The organism is Micromonospora sp. IBSANI012, assembly GCF_052814045.1.
In genome coordinates this window covers 341422-355958 of record NZ_CP199933.1, presented here as the reverse complement: position 1 = coordinate 355958, position 14537 = coordinate 341422, and the positions used below count along the sequence as shown (strand labels likewise).

Sequence of the window (14537 nt, the reverse complement as noted above, 5' to 3'; positions counted from 1 at the left end):
CCCGATGAGCACCGAGGAGCCGCGCCGATGTCTGCCGAGAGCCCGTCCAGCCGGAACGAGGAGGAGATCCACCTCTTCGTCGAGCGGATGGCGATGGCCTTCGCCGACGTGGGATTTCCCCGGATGGCCGCCCGGGTGCTCTTCACGGTGATGAGCGCGGACGAGCCGCTGACCGCCGCCGAGATCGGCGAGCGGCTCGGGGTCAGCGCCGCGGCCGTCTCCGGCGCTGTCCGCTATCTCACCCAGTTCGGCATGCTGGTCCGCGAGCCGGTCAAGGGCTCCCGTCGCGACCGCTACCGGATGCCGGACAACCCCTGGTACGAGGCGACCATCACCAAGACCGGGCTCTACAAGACCTTCATCGACATCGCCGGCGGAGGCGTGGACGCGCTGCGCGGGCGGGACACCCCTGCCGGCGAGCGGGTGGCCGAGATGCGGGACTTCTTCGTCTTCGTTCAGGAGGAAATCGACTCGCTCGGCGAGCGCTGGCGGGCCCGGCGGGCCGCCACCGGCCACCCGGGCCACCCGGCTGAGGGCGACCGTCAGTAGGTTCACTCGAGGCGTCGGGTGGTGGGTCGCCCGGGCCAGCCACGGGTGTACGGGCTTCCCATGACCGGAAAATCTTGCGCCCGTTCGCCACCCCACCCCGCCTAGGATCGGGGCCATGCCCTTGACCGCGAGCGACGTCGACCGGTTCGAGGCCGCCAGGCACCGCCTGGAGACCATCGCCTACCGCCTCCTCGGCTCCGCCGGCGAGGCCGAGGACGCTGTGCAGGAGACGTTCCTGCGCTGGCAGGCCGCCGAGGTCGACCGCATCGAGGTCCCCGAGGCCTGGCTGACGAAGGTGCTCACCAATCTGTGCCTCAACCAGCTCACCTCCGCGCGGGCACGGCGCGAGACCTACGTGGGCCAATGGCTTCCCGAGCCGCTGCTCGCCGGGGATCCGATGCTCGGCCCGGCCGACACCGCCGAGCAGCGCGAATCGGTCTCGTACGCGGTGCTCACCCTCATGGAGCGCCTTACCCCCAGCGAGCGGGCGGTGTACGTGCTACGGGAGGCCTTCGACTACCCGCACCGGGAGATCGCCGAGATCCTCGACATCACCGAGGCCGCCAGCCAGCAGATCTTCCATCGCGCCAAGAAGCATGTGGCGAACGGCAAGGCCCGCACCGAGATCGACGAGACCGCTGCCCGGCGGATAGTCGAGGAGTTCCTCGCGGCCGCCACCAGCGGCCGGACCGAGCCGCTCGTCCGGCTGCTCACCGAGGACGCGATCTCGATCGGCGACGGCGGCGGGAAGGTCCCGGCCCGCGCCAAGGCGTTCCAGGGCGCCCTCGCGGTCGCCACGTTCCTGCGGGGCCTGTTCAAACCCGGCGAGGCCAAGCGCGCCATCGTCGGCGGCGCGCCGGAGGTCTACGCCTGGACCGCCAACGGCGACCCCGCCGTCGTGGCGGTCGTCGACGGCCGGGTCGTCGGCGTCATGTGCCTGGAGGTCACCGGCGAGGGCATCGCCGCGTTCCGTAACCAGGTCAACCCCGACAAGCTGGCGCGCGCGACCGAGCGGTTCGCGGCCGCCGACCACGGGGAACCGCTGTTCAAGGCCTTCTGACCCTCGTGTGAGGTGCTTCACATCGCGGTCCTGTCAGGAAACGGCGGGTTGCCCGGTTCAAGTGGCGAACCCGCAGCAGACAGGAGCACCGAGATGCAGCACCGCGTCATCGTCCTCGGAGCCGGATACACCGGAGCCATCGCTGCCGGCCGCCTCGCCAAGCGGCTGCACCGCGAGGACGTCGCCATCACCCTCGTCAACGCCGAACCCGACTTCGTGGAGCGGGTCCGGATGCACCAACTGGCGGTCGGCCAGGACCTCAAGCCCCGGCCCTTCAGCGAGATGTTCGCGGGCACCGGCGTCGAGCTGAAGCTCGCAGAGGTCACCGGCGTCGACGTCGACCGCAGGACCGTCGCCGTCATCGACGGGAACGGCGCCGAGGAGTTGGAGTACGACACCCTCGTGTACGCCCTCGGCAGCGGCTGGAACGCCCAAGGGGTCCCCGGCACCGCCAAGTACGCCCATGAGATCGCCAGCCGCCCCGGAGCGCTCCGGCTGCGCGAGCGCCTGGGTCGCCTGGAGGCCGGGCAGACCGTGACCGTCGTCGGCGGCGGCCTCACCGGTCTGGAGGCCGCGGCCGAAATCGCTGAAGCCCGCCCGGACCTCGACGTCGCCCTCGCCGCCCGCGGCGACCTCGGCGACTGGCTTTCACCCAAGGGCCGCGGGCACCTGCGGAAGGTCTTCGACAAGCTCGGCATCACCGTGCACGAGCACGCAGACGTCACCGGCGTCGAAGCCGACCGGGTCACGACCGCCGACCGCAAGGCCATCCCGGCTGCGGTCACCGTGTGGACCACCGGCTTCGCGGTCCACCCGATCGCGAAGGCGACCGCCCTGGAGGTCACCGGACCCGGTCAGATCGTGGTCGACGGGACCATGCGCTCGGTCTCGCACCCCGACGTGTACGCCGTCGGCGACGCGGCCTACGCGATGGGACCGGGCGACAAGCCGCTGCGGATGTCGTGCGCCTCGGGCACTCCGGCCGCGTGGCAGGCCGCCGACGCGATCGCCGCGCGCCTGACCGGCGGGAAGCTCCCGAACATGCCGATCCGCTACTTCCAACAGTGCATCTCCCTGGGCCGCAGGGAAGGCGTGATCCAGTACGTGACCGCCGACGACCGCGCCGTGCGGGCGGCACTGACCGGTCAGCTGGCCGCCGTCTACAAGGAACTGATCTGCAAAGGCGCCGCCTGGGGCGTCGCGAACCCGACGCTCGGGATGCCAACCCGGCGCCGCCGCGTCGCGCGGGAGCGGGCCACGGCGGGCTCGGCCGTCAAGACGCTGGCCTAGTGCACGGGGCGAAGCGGGCGCCCTCGATGCGAGGCCGTCCGCTTCGCTGTCGGTCCAAGCGGCGACGATCGCCGGGCGGAGGGCCGACGAGAGGACCCGGGACGCGTAACGCGGATCAGGCGGTGTTGCCCCAGCGGGCCTGTTCCAGGATCTCCACCGCCCGGTCGCGGGTGTCCAGGTCGTCGTTGCCGCGCAGCAGCGACGACGCCTCGTCCACCGCGTCGGTGAGCACCCGCCACTGGGCGTCCCGCTCCCGCACCAGGTCGGACTGCGCGGCGAGCTGCCGGGTCTTCACCCAGAGCTCCACGAAGACCGACACCTTGGCCCGCAGCACCCACGGGTCGAAGGGCTTGGTGAGGTAGTCGACCGCGCCCACCGCGTAGCCGCGCAGGGCGAGCTGCGCGTCCTTGTCGGCGGCGGTGAGGAAGATGATCGGCACGTGCCGGGTCCGCTCCCGCCGCTTGATGTGGCTGGCGGTCTCGAACCCGTCCATGTCCGGCATCTGCGCGTCCAGCAGGATCACCGCGAAGTCGTCCACCAGCAGTTGCTTGAGCGCCGCCTCACCGCTCTCCACGGCCACCGACTGCACCGGGAGCCCCTGCAGGATCGCCTCCAGGGCCATCAGGTTCTCCCGACGGTCGTCCACCAGCAACGCCTTGGCCGTCTGTGTCACGAAGTCTCCTCGCCTCGGCTGCCGCTGATCCAGGAAGCCATCAACTCGATCAGCTCGTCCAGGTCGACCGGCTTGGTGATGTAGTCGCTACCGCCGGCCGCGAGCGCCGACTCGCGGTCACCCGGCATCGCCTTCGCGGTCAGGAAGACGATCGGCAGGTCCGCGAAGCGGTGGTTGCGCCGGATCTGCCGGGTCGTCTCGTACCCGTCCTGGTCCGGCATCATCGCGTCCATCAACACGATGTCCACCTCCGGATGCTCGGCCAGCAGGCGGACCCCGTCCGCCCCGTTGTCCGAGTACAACACGGCCATGCCGTGCAACTCCAACGCGGAGGTCAGCGCGAACACGTTCCGTACGTCGTCGTCGACGATCAGCACCGTGGCGCCGTCGAGCTGCCGGGTGGCCGGGGCCTCCGGCGGCTGGGGCAGCAGCTCCATCGGCGGCATCAGCAACGACGAGGGCAGGCCCGCGCGCTGCGGCGACGGGGCCTGCGGCGCCACCACCGCGTCCGGCGCCAGCACGTCGGGTACGAAGAGGGTGAACGTCGAGCCCTGACCGGGCGCCGACGTGACGGTGATCGTGCCGCCCAGCAGGCGGGCCAGGTCCCGGCTGATCGACAGCCCCAGCCCCGTGCCGCCGTAGCGGCGGCTGGTGGTGCCGTCGGCCTGCTGGAACGCCTCGAAGATCAGCGACAGCTTGTCGTCCGAGACCCCGATGCCGGTGTCGATCACGGTGAACGCGATCACCTGCCGGGCGTTGGTCAGCGCCGGCACGTCGAAGACCGCGTTCTCCGGCGCCGGCGCGATCCGCAACGTCACCGCGCCGTTGTCGGTGAACTTGACCGCGTTGGAGAGCAGGTTGCGCAGGATCTGCTGCAACCGCTGGGCGTCGGTGACCAGTGCCGGCGGCAGCTCCTTGGCCACCCGTACCTGGAAGTCCAGGCCCTTCTCCTCGGCCTGCGGGGCGAACGCCTGCTCGACGTACCCGCGGATCTCGTCGAACCGGATCTCGGTCGGCTGGACGTCCATCCGGCCGGCCTCGATCTTGGACAGGTCCAGGATGTCGTCGATCAGGGAGAGCAGGTCCGAGCCGGCGCTGTGGATGGTGCGGGCGAACTCGATCTGCTTGCGGCTGAGGTTCTGCTCCGAGTTCTCGGCCAGCAGCCGGGCCAGCAGCAGGAGTGAGTTCAGCGGCGTCCGCAGTTCGTGGCTCATGTTGGCCAGGAACTCCGACTTGTACGCCGAGGCCCGGGTGAGCTGCTGCGCCTTCTCCTCCAGGCCGAGCCGGGCCAGCTCGATCTCGCGGTTCTTGGTCTCGATGTTGCCCTTCTGCTCGGAGAGCAGCTTGGCCTTGTCCTCCAGCTCGGCGTTGGTGCGCTGCAACTCCGCCGACTGGTCCTGCAGCTCCAGAGCCAGCCGCTGCGACTGCGCCAGCAGCTCCTCGGTACGCCGGTTGGCCTGGATGGTGTTGACCGCGATGCCGGTGGTGAGCACCAGCCGCTCCAGGAACGCCAGGTGCAGCTCGGAGAAGCGGGCCACGCTGGCGAACTCGATCACGCCCAGCAGCTCGCCCTCGAAGAGGACCGGGAGCACGACCAGGTCGGCCGGGGGCGTCTCGGCCAACCCGGAGCGCAGGGTGAGCCGCCCGTCGGGCAGCGCGTTGACCCGGATCGTGCGGCGGGACAGCGCCGCCTGACCGACCAGCCCCTCCCCGGGCCCGAAGGTCACGTCGTGGCCGCGCGCCACGTAGCCGTACGAGGCGGTCAGCCGCAGCCGCATCACGCCCTCGGAGGTGTCCGCCAGGAAGAACGCGCCCAGTTGCGCGTCGACCAGCGGGGTCACCTCCATCATGATCATGCGGCAGACCTCGCCGAGGTCCCGCTGGCCCTGGAGCAGGCCGCCGATCCGGGCCAGGTTGGAGTCGAGCCAGCCCTGCTCGGCGTTCTTCTTGGTCGTCTCCCGGAGGGTGACGATCATCTGGTTGATGTTGTCCTTCAGCTCGGCGACCTCGCCCTGCGCCTTGACCGCGATCCGTTGGGTCAGGTCGCCCCGGGTCACCGAGGTGGACACCTGGGAGATCGCCCGCAGCTGGGTGGTGAGCGTCGAGGCGAGCTGGTTGACGTTCTCGGTCAGGTCGCGCCAGGTGCCGGAGACGCCCTTCACCTGGGCCTGACCGCCGAGCTTGCCCTCGATGCCGACCTCGCGGGCCACCCGGGTCACCTCGTCGGCGAACGACGACAGCTGGTCCACCATCGTGTTCACCGTCGACTTCAGCTCCAGGATCTCGCCCTGCGCGTCCACCGTGATCTTCTGCGACAGGTCACCCTTCGCCACCGCCGTGGTGACCGAGGCGATGTTGCGCACCTGCGACGTCAGGTTCGACGCCATCGAGTTCACGTTGTCGGTCAGGTCCCGCCACGTACCCGAGACGCCCTTGACCTGCGCCTGACCACCCAGCTTGCCCTCGGTGCCCACCTCGCGGGCCACCCGGGTCACCTCGTCCGCGAACGACGACAGCTGATCCACCATCGTGTTCACCGTCGACTTCAGCTCCAGGATCTCGCCCTGCGCGTCCACCGTGATCTTCTGCGACAGGTCGCCCTTGGCGACGGCGGTGGAGACCTGGGCGATGTTGCGCACCTGGGCGGTCAGGTTCGACGCCATCGAGTTCACGTTGTCGGTCAGGTCCCGCCAGGTGCCGGCCACGCCGCGCACCTGGGCCTGGCCGCCGAGCTTGCCCTCGGTGCCCACCTCGCGGGCCACCCGGGTCACCTCGTCCGCGAACGACGACAGCTGATCCACCATCGTGTTCACCGTCGACTTCAGCTCCAGGATCTCGCCCCGGGCGTCCACCGTGATCTTCTGCGACAGGTCACCCTTCGCCACCGCCGTGGTGACCGAGGCGATGTTGCGCACCTGCGACGTCAGGTTCGACGCCATCGAGTTCACGTTGTCGGTCAGGTCCCGCCACGTACCCGAGACGCCCTTGACCTGCGCCTGACCACCCAGCTTGCCCTCGGTACCCACCTCGCGGGCCACCCGGGTCACCTCGTCGGCGAACGACGAGAGCTGGTCCACCATCGTGTTGACGGTGTTCTTCAGCTCCAGGATCTCGCCCTGCGCGTCGACGGTGATCTTCTGCGACAGGTCGCCCTTGGCGACCGCGGTGGAGACCTGCGAGATGTTGCGGACCTGGCTGGTCAGGTTGCCGGCGAGCTGGTTGACGTTCTCGGTGAGGTCGCGCCAGGTGCCGGAGACCCCGCGCACCTGGGCCTGGCCACCCAGCTTGCCCTCGATGCCCACCTCGCGGGCCACCCGGGTCACCTCGTCGGCGAACGACGAGAGCTGGTCCACCATCGTGTTGACGGTGTCCTTCAGCTCCAGGATCTCGCCCTGCGCCGCCACGGTGATCTTCTGCGACAGGTCGCCCCGGGCCACCGCCGTGGAGACCTGGGCGATGTTGCGCACCTGCGAGGTCAGGTTCGACGCCATCGAGTTGACGCTGTCGGTCAGGTCCTTCCAGGTGCCGGCGACGTTCGGCACCTCCGCCTGACCGCCGAGCTTGCCCTCGGTGCCCACCTCGCGGGCCACCCGGGTCACCTGCTCGGCGAAGAGCCGCAGGGTGTCGGTGAGGGAGTTCATCGTGTCGGCCAGCTCGGCCACCTCGCCGCGCGCCCCGACGGTGATCTTCTGGGACAGGTCGCCCTTGGCCACCGCCGTCGCCACCTGCGAGATCGACCGCACCTGGCCGGTCAGGTTCGACGCCATGGTGTTCACCGAGTCGGTGAGGTCCTTCCAGGTGCCGGCGACGCCCCGGACGTCGGCCTGGCCGCCGAGCTTGCCCTCGGTGCCCACCTCGCGGGCCACCCGGGTCACCTCGTTGGAGAAGGACGACAGCTGGTCGACCATCGTGTTGACCGTGCGGCCGATGCGCAGGTACTCACCGCGCAGCGGGCGACCGTCGATCTCCAGCGCCATGTGCTGGGAGAGGTCGCCGTCGGCCACCGCCACGATCACCCGGGCGATCTCGGTGGTCGGCCGCCCCAGGTCGTCGATCAGCGAGTTGATCGCCCGCTGCCCCTCCGCCCAGGAACCGTCGAACCCCTCCTCGTCGAGGCGTTCGGTGAGCCGGCCGTCCCGTCCGACGACCCGGCTGATCCGGCGCAGATCCAGGTGCTGCCGCTCCTGGATCGACACCACGTCGTTGAAGGCGTCCGCCACCTCACCGGCCGCACCCGCCCGCCGGGGCAGCCGGACCTTGAAGTCGCCGCCCCGCACCCGGCGCAGCGCCTCCGCCAGCTCGACGAGAAGCGCCGCGTGCTCGGACGCGGACGGATCCGCGGTCACCGACTGTTTCGCGCTCATCATTCCTCGCTCAGCTCGGGGCCACCGGCGCTTGCCGACACGCCGCCATCCCATCATTGTGCCCGCGCGGGTGTCGATCCACGGACGCGAAGTGCGCCGCGCGCCCGGTGTGGCGCCGTCCGTGTCGCGCCGTCCGGCTTGGCACCCGGCCGGCAGCGATGGAGGATACGAGGGTGTCAGCGGAGACGGGGCCCGCGTCGGACGGGGGCCAGGACGAGCACGTCCGGCGCGTCCGGCTGCCCGCCGACCGGCGTACGCCCGCCGCCGCCCGGGCGCTGGTCCGCTCGGTGCTGGCCGAGGCCGACCTCGACGACCTGCTCAACGAGGCGCTGCTGCTGACCACCGAACTCTCCACCAACGCGGTGGAGCACGCCCGCACCGAACTGGACATCGAGGTCGTCGCCGACCCGGTCGGGCTCACCGTAACCGTCTCCGACTTCGCCACCGGCCCGGTGGACGAGCTGGTGGTCGGCATCCGCAGCGACACCGAGAACATCGACGAGGTCTCCGAGCGGGGCCGGGGGCTGCTGCTCGTCGACCACTTCGCCAGCCGCTGGGGGACGACGTACCTGCCCACCGGCAAGGGGGTCTGGTTCCGGCTGGACCGCCCCGGCGGCACCGTGCCGGACGGCCCGGTGGCGCTGGAGCACGTCCCCGCGAACGGCGGGGAGGGCACCGTGGCGGCGAGTTCCGCGCCGAGCGCCGCCGCGATGAGCGAACTGACCCAGACCAGCCCCGACCCGAACGCCGACGATCCGCTGCCCGACTTCGCCGCCGACCTGCTCACCCGGGTCGCCGAGATGGTGGGCGCGGCCGGCGGCGTGATCCGGCTGGACCGGGGCGACGGGCAGGGCGCCCAGCCGCTGGCCCGGTACGGCCGCCAACCCCGCCCGGGCAACGAGCTGCTCCAGGTGCCGTTAGCGGTGCACCGCCCGTACGCCGGGGAGCTGGAGCTGGACGCGGCCCCCTCGGCGTACGCGCGACCGCTCGCCGTGCTCGCCGCCGAACGGCTGTCGCTGCACCTGGAGAACGACCGGCTGCGCCGGGCGGACGTCCGCCGGCAGGCGTGGCTGACCTTCCTCGCCGAGGCGAGCGAGCTGCTCGCCCAGTCGCTGGACGTCGAGCTGACCATGGCGCTGATCCCGCAGCTGGTGGTGCCCCGGCTCGGCCAGTGGTGCGCCGTGCACACCACCGACGAGTGGGGCCGGCTGCGGCTGGCCGCCTCCAGCCACGCCGACGAGTCGATGCTGCCCCAGCTGCACAAGGTGCTCCAGGAGGTCGGCCCGGACTCGGTCCAGGCCCGGCTGCGGGAGGCGTCCCGCAGCGCCGCGCAGGTGCCGCTGGGCCCCCCGATGGAGGGCTTCGCCGTGCCGTTGATCGCCCGCGGCCAGCGGCTGGGCACCCTGGCGGTGGGCCGGCACCTGCGGCACCGGCACGACCCGGACGAGATCGCCGTGCTGGAGGACGTGGCCCGCCGGGCCGCCCTCGCCATCGAGAACGCCCGGATCCACGCCGAGCGGCGCCGGGTGGCCCAGACCCTGCAGCAGTCGCTGCTCCCGCCGGTGCTGCCGGTGGTCGAGGGGATCGGCTTCGCCGCCGAGTACGTCCCGACCGGCGACGACGCCGAGGTCGGCGGCGACTTCTACGACGTGCTGCCGCTGCCCGACGGGCGCTGGCTGGTGGTGATCGGCGACGTCTCCGGCAAGGGCGTGCAGGCGGCGGCGGTCACCGGGCTGGTGCGGGACGTGATCCGGGTGCTGGTCGGCGACGGCAAGCCGCTGCCCGAGGTGCTGGCCCGGCTGAACGAGACGTTGGTGGAGCGCGGCGGCGGGCGCTACTGCACCCTGGCGCTCGCCGCCGTCGGGCCGGGCCGGTACGGGCAGCTCGACGTCTCGCTGCACCTGGCCGGCCACGACCGCCCGGTGCTGCTGCGCGGCACCGGGGGCGCCGCCTTCGTCGGCACCGGCGGCACCGCGCTGGGGCTGATCGACACGATCACCTCGCCGACGGCGGAGATCCCCCTCGCAGCTGGCGACTCGCTGGTCTTCTACACCGACGGGGTGACCGAGCGCCGGCGCGGCCGGGAGCTGTTCGGCGTCGACCGGCTCCGGGACGCGGCCGCCCCGCTGGCCGGGTACTCGGCCGACGTGGTCGCCGCCCGGCTGCGCGCCACCGCGATCAACTTCTCGGTGGAGGCGCCCCGGGACGACATCGCCATCCTGGTGCTCCGCAACGACGCCCTCTGAGCCCGAACGCCAGGGACATCGCACGTACGTCGATGCGAGTACCGTGACCGCATGTCGGATGTCGTGGGTGTCAGCGAGGAACGCCGCCCCCGGGTCGGCGTCATCCTCGCCGGGCACCTCCTGCTCGCCGGGGCGCTCGTCGTGCTGGCGGCGGCCTACCTGGGTCGGATGGCCAGTGCCGGGGTGGGCCCGGCGGACATGGTCACCGGCCAGTACGACCCGAAGGACATGGTGCCGTTCGGGATGAGCGGGGCGAACCCGTTCGCCTGGCTCTACCTGGCCGTGTCCCTGCTGTATCTCACGGGAGTCGTGCTCGGGCCGGCGCTGGCCCTCTACACCGCAGCGGTGCTGGCCCGGGAGCGGGACCGGCTGTCGCCGCGCGCCCGCGCCCTGCTGCTCGCCGCCACCCTCACCACGCTCGCGCTGACGGTGCTGCGCTTCACCCCGGCGCTGCACGACATGCAGCGCTGGTGGCTGGACTGACCGCCGGCGCTCAGAGCCCGCCGGGCAGGCGGCCCGGGGCGAGCCGCCGGTGCGGGTCGAGATGGTCCTTCGCCGCCCGGAGCCGGGGAATCACCGCCGCCTCACCCCACACGTCGACGGCCTGCCGGACGGGCTCGGGCGCGTTGACCACCACGCACCGCCCCCGCCGGGCGAGCAGCACCCCGCGTACGGCGGCGAGGATCGAGGCGACCCGGTCGCCGGACAGCCCCCCGGGCAGGGCCGCGTGCACCACGCCCAGGCCGGCGGAGCCGCGCACCGGGACCGGAGCGCCGGCCGCGTCCCGCAGCGCGTAGACCGCGGCGTGCAGGTCGGTGATCGGCACCTCGATGCGCAACGCGGTGTCGCCCGGCCCGAACGGGTAGCGCCGCCACCACGGCGGAGCCGCGTCGAGCACGCTCGCCTGGCCCTCGAAGAGTGCGACCAGCCGCTCGGCCCGCTCGGTGACGTCGGCCGGACCCCCCTCCAGCAGCACCGCCAGGGTCCCGGCGCCGCCGCGCGCCGCCGACTGCTCGCCCCGCCGCCCGGCCATCGAGGGGTGGTTGGCGCGGGCCGCCGCCAGCGACGGGTGCACCGGCCGGTGCGACCGGGACCCGGCAGCGGGCAGGTCGAGCTCGACGGCGGCCGGGTCGAGGCGGGCGGCGAGCACCGCGCACACCAGGTCGTGCACCTCCAGCGGCGTCCACACCGGCCGGGTCACCCAGACCCGGCTGGCCGGCACGGCCTGCACCCGCAGCGTGGCCGAGACCAGCACCCCGAGCCCGCCCTGCGAGCCGCAGAGCAGCCGGCCCACGTCGAGCCCGACCGGCGCCGGCCCGGCCGGCGGCTCGGCCGCGCCCGCGCTGACCAGCTCGCCGTCGGCGTCCAGCCAGCGCAGGCCGACCAGTTGCTCGCAGGCGGTGCCGTACCGGTGGCGCAGCGGGCCGGCCTCGTCGGCGGCGAGCACCCCGCCGAGGGTGGCACCGGGCGAGGACGGATCCAGCGGCAGCCGCCGGCCGGTGCGCTCCAGGATGGACTGCACCGCGCGCAGCGGGGTGCCGGCGCCGATCTCGGCCACCGGCGAGCCGACCGGCTGGTGGCCGAGGCCGGCGAGCCGGCCGGTGTCGAGCATGACGTCGACCCGCGCCGGTGCCGCACCCCAGTCGATCTTCGTGCCGGCGCCCCGGGGCACCACGCTCAGGTCGTGCCGGGCGGCCAGCCGCAGCACCTCGGCGGCGGCCTCGGCGCCGCCGGGCACCGCCACCCAGCGGGCGGCCCGCCCGGCGACCTCGTCGGCCGCCCCGGCGAAGCGGGCGAAGGAGGGACCGCAGATCGCGGTGAGCCGTCGGGTGATCGCCATTGCGCCGGTGGAACGTGCTGCTGCCGCCATGCCGGTCATCGTACACATGTTCGAAAGACCTGGCGGCGGGTCGGGCGAAGAGGCCGGGTCGCGGGCGTTGCCCGGCCGGTAACGTGACGCCCGTGACCAAGAAGACCTCCGCGCCCGTCGCGAACCGGGTACCCGCCGAGCGCACCCACCACGGCGACATCGTCATCGACGAGTACGCCTGGCTCGCCGCCAAGGACGATCCGGCGACGATCGCCCACCTGACCGCCGAGAACGCGTACACCGAGGCCCGCACGGCGCACCTGGAAGGGCTGCGCGCGGAGCTGTTCGAGGAGACCCGCCGGCGCACCCAGGAGACCGACCTGTCGGTGCCCAGCCGCAAGGACGGCTACTGGTACTACACCCGCACCGTCGAGGGCCAGCAGTACGGCGTGCACTGCCGCCGGGCGGTCCGCGACGGCGAGACGGTGCCGCCGGTCAGCGCGGACGGCGCCCCGCTCGACGGCGAGGAGGTGCTGCTCGACGGCAACCTGCTCGCCGAGGGGCACGACTTCTTCGCCCTCGGCGCGTTCGACGTCAGCCCCGACGGGCGCTGGCTGGCGTACTCGACGGACTTCGCCGGGGACGAACGGTTCACCCTGCGGATCAAGGACCTGACCACCGGCGAACTGCTCGCCGACGAGGTGCCCGGCACCTTCTACGGCAGCGCCTGGTCGGCGGACGCCTCGGTGCTCTTCTACGTCACCGTGGACGAGGCGTGGCGGCCCAACCGGGTGTGGCGACACGCCGTCGGCACCCCGTCGGCCGAGGACGTGGTGGTCCACCAGGAGGACGACGAGCGGTTCTGGGTCGGCGTCGACCTGACCCGCTCCGAGCGCTTCGTGCTCATCGACATCCACAGCAAGGTGACCAGCGAGGTCCGGGTCGTCCCGGCGGCCAACCCCACCGGCGAGCCGGCCGTGATCGCCCCGCGCCGGCAGGGGATCGAGTACACGGTCGAGCACCACGGCCACCGGTTCCTGATCCTGCACAACGACGGCGCGGAGGACTTCGCGCTGGCGTACACCTCGGCGGACACGCCGGGCGACTGGGTGCCGCTGATCGAGCACTCCCCCGGCACCCGGCTGGAGTCGGTCGACGCCTTCTCCGACCACCTGGTCGTCTCGCTGCGCAGCAACGGCCTCACCGGCCTGCGGGTCATCCCGGTCGGCGACGGCGACGCCCACGACATCGACTTCCCGGAGCCGATCTACAGCGTCGGCCTGGACGCCAACCCGGAGTACCGCACCCGGGAGATCCGGCTGCGCTACACCTCCCTGGTCACCCCGGACTCGGTGTACGACTACGACCTCGTCACCCGGCAGATGGTGCTGCGCCGGCGCAAGCCGGTGCGGCCGGGGCCGGACGGGCGGGCGTACGACCCGGCCGACTACGAGCAGCACCGCGACTGGGCGCTCGCCGACGACGGCACCCGGGTGCCGATCTCGCTGGTCTGCCGCGCCGGCACGCCCAAGGACGGCTCGGCCCCCTGCGTGATCTACGGGTACGGCTCGTACGAGGCCAGCATGGACCCGTGGTTCTCGATCGCCCGGCTCTCCCTGCTCGACCGGGGCGTCGTCTTCGCCGTGGCGCACATCCGCGGCGGCGGTGAACTGGGCCGGCGCTGGTACGACGAGGGCAAGCTGCTGGCCAAGAAGAACACCTTCACCGACTTCGTGGCCTGCGCCCGCCACCTGGTCAAGGCCGGCTGGACGGCCGGCGACCGGCTGGTCGCCCGGGGCGCCTCGGCCGGCGGGCTGCTGATGGGCGCGGTCGCCAACCTGGCCCCCGACGCGTTCGCCGGGATCGTGGCGCAGGTGCCCTTCGTCGACGCGCTCACCTCGATCCTCGACCCGTCGCTGCCGCTGACCGTCACCGAGTGGGAGGAGTGGGGCAACCCGCTCGCCGACCCGGAGGTGTACGCGTACATGAAGTCGTACACCCCGTACGAGAACGTGGCGGCCGTGGACTACCCGGCCATCCTCGCGGTGACCAGCCTCAACGACACCCGGGTGCTCTACCACGAGCCGGCGAAGTGGATCGCCCGGCTGCGGGCGATCGCCCCGCAGGGCGACTACCTGCTCAAGACCGAGATGGGTGCCGGGCACGGCGGCCCGAGCGGCCGGTACGACTCCTGGCGCGAGGAGGCGTTCATCAACGCCTGGATCCTCGACAAGCTCGGCCGCGCCTGAGGCCGCCGGCTTGACCAGTCACGACGAGGGTCGGGCGGACGAGGAGCCGCCCGGCCCGGACGTACCGGCGCCGGAACCGGAACCGGAACCGGAACCGGACGCGGCAGCGGAAGCGGGGGCGGAAGCGGGGGCGGAAGCGGGGGCGGAACCGGGCGCGGCCCGGCGCGGGCCGGCCTGGCTGATCGTCGGCGTGGTCGCCGCCACCCTGCTGATCTGCTGCTGCTCGGCGGTGGTCGGCCTGGCCCTCTCCTGGTCCGCCGGCCTCCTCGACTCCCGCTGACCCCACCGCCCCCCGG

General features: G+C 72.5%; 10 protein-coding genes. 7 read left to right on the top strand and 3 right to left on the bottom strand.

From position 1 onward, the window contains the following. Positions 1-27 precede the first annotated feature (27 nt). The 3 genes from ACTWM8_RS01790 to ACTWM8_RS01780 all read left to right on the top strand — a co-directional run bounded on the left by ACTWM8_RS01790 (position 28) and on the right by ACTWM8_RS01780 (position 2899). On the top strand, positions 28-549 hold the full coding sequence (locus ACTWM8_RS01790) for a GbsR/MarR family transcriptional regulator (protein ID WP_446212261.1): 522 nt from the start codon (positions 28-30) through the stop codon (positions 547-549). 115 nt (positions 550-664) lie between these two features. Further along, positions 665-1609, top strand: a complete 945-nt coding sequence (sigJ, locus tag ACTWM8_RS01785) for an RNA polymerase sigma factor SigJ (RefSeq protein WP_446212260.1) — start codon at positions 665-667, stop codon at positions 1607-1609. A 93-nt stretch (positions 1610-1702) separates the two neighbouring features. Further along, a complete protein-coding gene (locus ACTWM8_RS01780; RefSeq protein ID WP_446212259.1) occupies positions 1703-2899 on the top strand; it encodes an NAD(P)/FAD-dependent oxidoreductase in 1197 nt (398 codons plus the stop codon). A 115-nt stretch (positions 2900-3014) separates the two neighbouring features. On the opposite strand, the gene ACTWM8_RS01775 is transcribed toward ACTWM8_RS01780, so the two are convergent. Together ACTWM8_RS01775 and ACTWM8_RS01770 are read right to left on the bottom strand one after the other, a co-directional pair. Next, a complete protein-coding gene (locus tag ACTWM8_RS01775) occupies positions 3015-3572 on the bottom strand; it encodes a response regulator (protein WP_446212258.1) in 558 nt (185 codons plus the stop codon). Beyond that, positions 3569-7939 (bottom strand): HAMP domain-containing protein, encoded by a 4371-nt coding sequence (locus ACTWM8_RS01770; protein ID WP_446212257.1) that lies wholly within the window; start codon positions 7937-7939, stop codon positions 3569-3571. Before ACTWM8_RS01770 ends, ACTWM8_RS01775 begins: the two co-directional genes overlap by 4 nt. Before the next feature lie 170 nt (positions 7940-8109). Here ACTWM8_RS01770 and ACTWM8_RS01765 point away from each other — a divergent pair, with 170 nt between their 5' ends. Both ACTWM8_RS01765 and ACTWM8_RS01760 read left to right on the top strand, forming a co-directional pair. Further along, positions 8110-10182 (top strand): SpoIIE family protein phosphatase, encoded by a 2073-nt coding sequence (locus ACTWM8_RS01765; RefSeq protein ID WP_446212256.1) that lies wholly within the window; start codon positions 8110-8112, stop codon positions 10180-10182. A 51-nt stretch (positions 10183-10233) separates the two neighbouring features. Further along, positions 10234-10665, top strand: coding sequence for a hypothetical protein (locus ACTWM8_RS01760; protein WP_446212255.1), 432 nt, complete (start codon positions 10234-10236; stop codon positions 10663-10665). 10 nt (positions 10666-10675) lie between these two features. Here the strand turns inward: ACTWM8_RS01760 and ACTWM8_RS01755 are convergent, their stop codons facing one another. Further along, a complete protein-coding gene (locus ACTWM8_RS01755) occupies positions 10676-12052 on the bottom strand; it encodes an FAD-binding oxidoreductase (protein WP_446212254.1) in 1377 nt (458 codons plus the stop codon). Between the two features lie 92 nt (positions 12053-12144). On the opposite strand from ACTWM8_RS01755, the gene ACTWM8_RS01750 reads away from it, so the two are divergent. Then, complete coding sequence (locus tag ACTWM8_RS01750) at positions 12145-14241, top strand: S9 family peptidase (RefSeq protein ID WP_446212253.1); 2097 nt, start codon at positions 12145-12147, stop codon at positions 14239-14241. A 10-nt stretch (positions 14242-14251) separates the two neighbouring features. Then, a complete protein-coding gene (locus tag ACTWM8_RS01745; protein WP_446212252.1) occupies positions 14252-14521 on the top strand; it encodes a hypothetical protein in 270 nt (89 codons plus the stop codon). Positions 14522-14537: the final 16 nt, after the last annotated feature.

Excerpts from the sequence above, each read along its gene's own strand:
- ACTWM8_RS01790 (WP_446212261.1), top strand. The coding sequence starts at position 28 with ATGTCTGCCGAGAGCCCGTCCAGCCGGAACGAGGAGGAGATCCACCTC.
- sigJ (WP_446212260.1), top strand. The coding sequence starts at position 665 with ATGCCCTTGACCGCGAGCGACGTCGACCGGTTCGAGGCCGCCAGGCAC.
- ACTWM8_RS01780 (WP_446212259.1), top strand. The coding sequence starts at position 1,703 with ATGCAGCACCGCGTCATCGTCCTCGGAGCCGGATACACCGGAGCCATC.
- ACTWM8_RS01770 (WP_446212257.1), bottom strand. The coding sequence starts at position 7,939 with ATGATGAGCGCGAAACAGTCGGTGACCGCGGATCCGTCCGCGTCCGAG.
- ACTWM8_RS01760 (WP_446212255.1), top strand. The coding sequence starts at position 10,234 with ATGTCGGATGTCGTGGGTGTCAGCGAGGAACGCCGCCCCCGGGTCGGC.
- ACTWM8_RS01755 (WP_446212254.1), bottom strand. The coding sequence starts at position 12,052 with ATGGCGGCAGCAGCACGTTCCACCGGCGCAATGGCGATCACCCGACGG.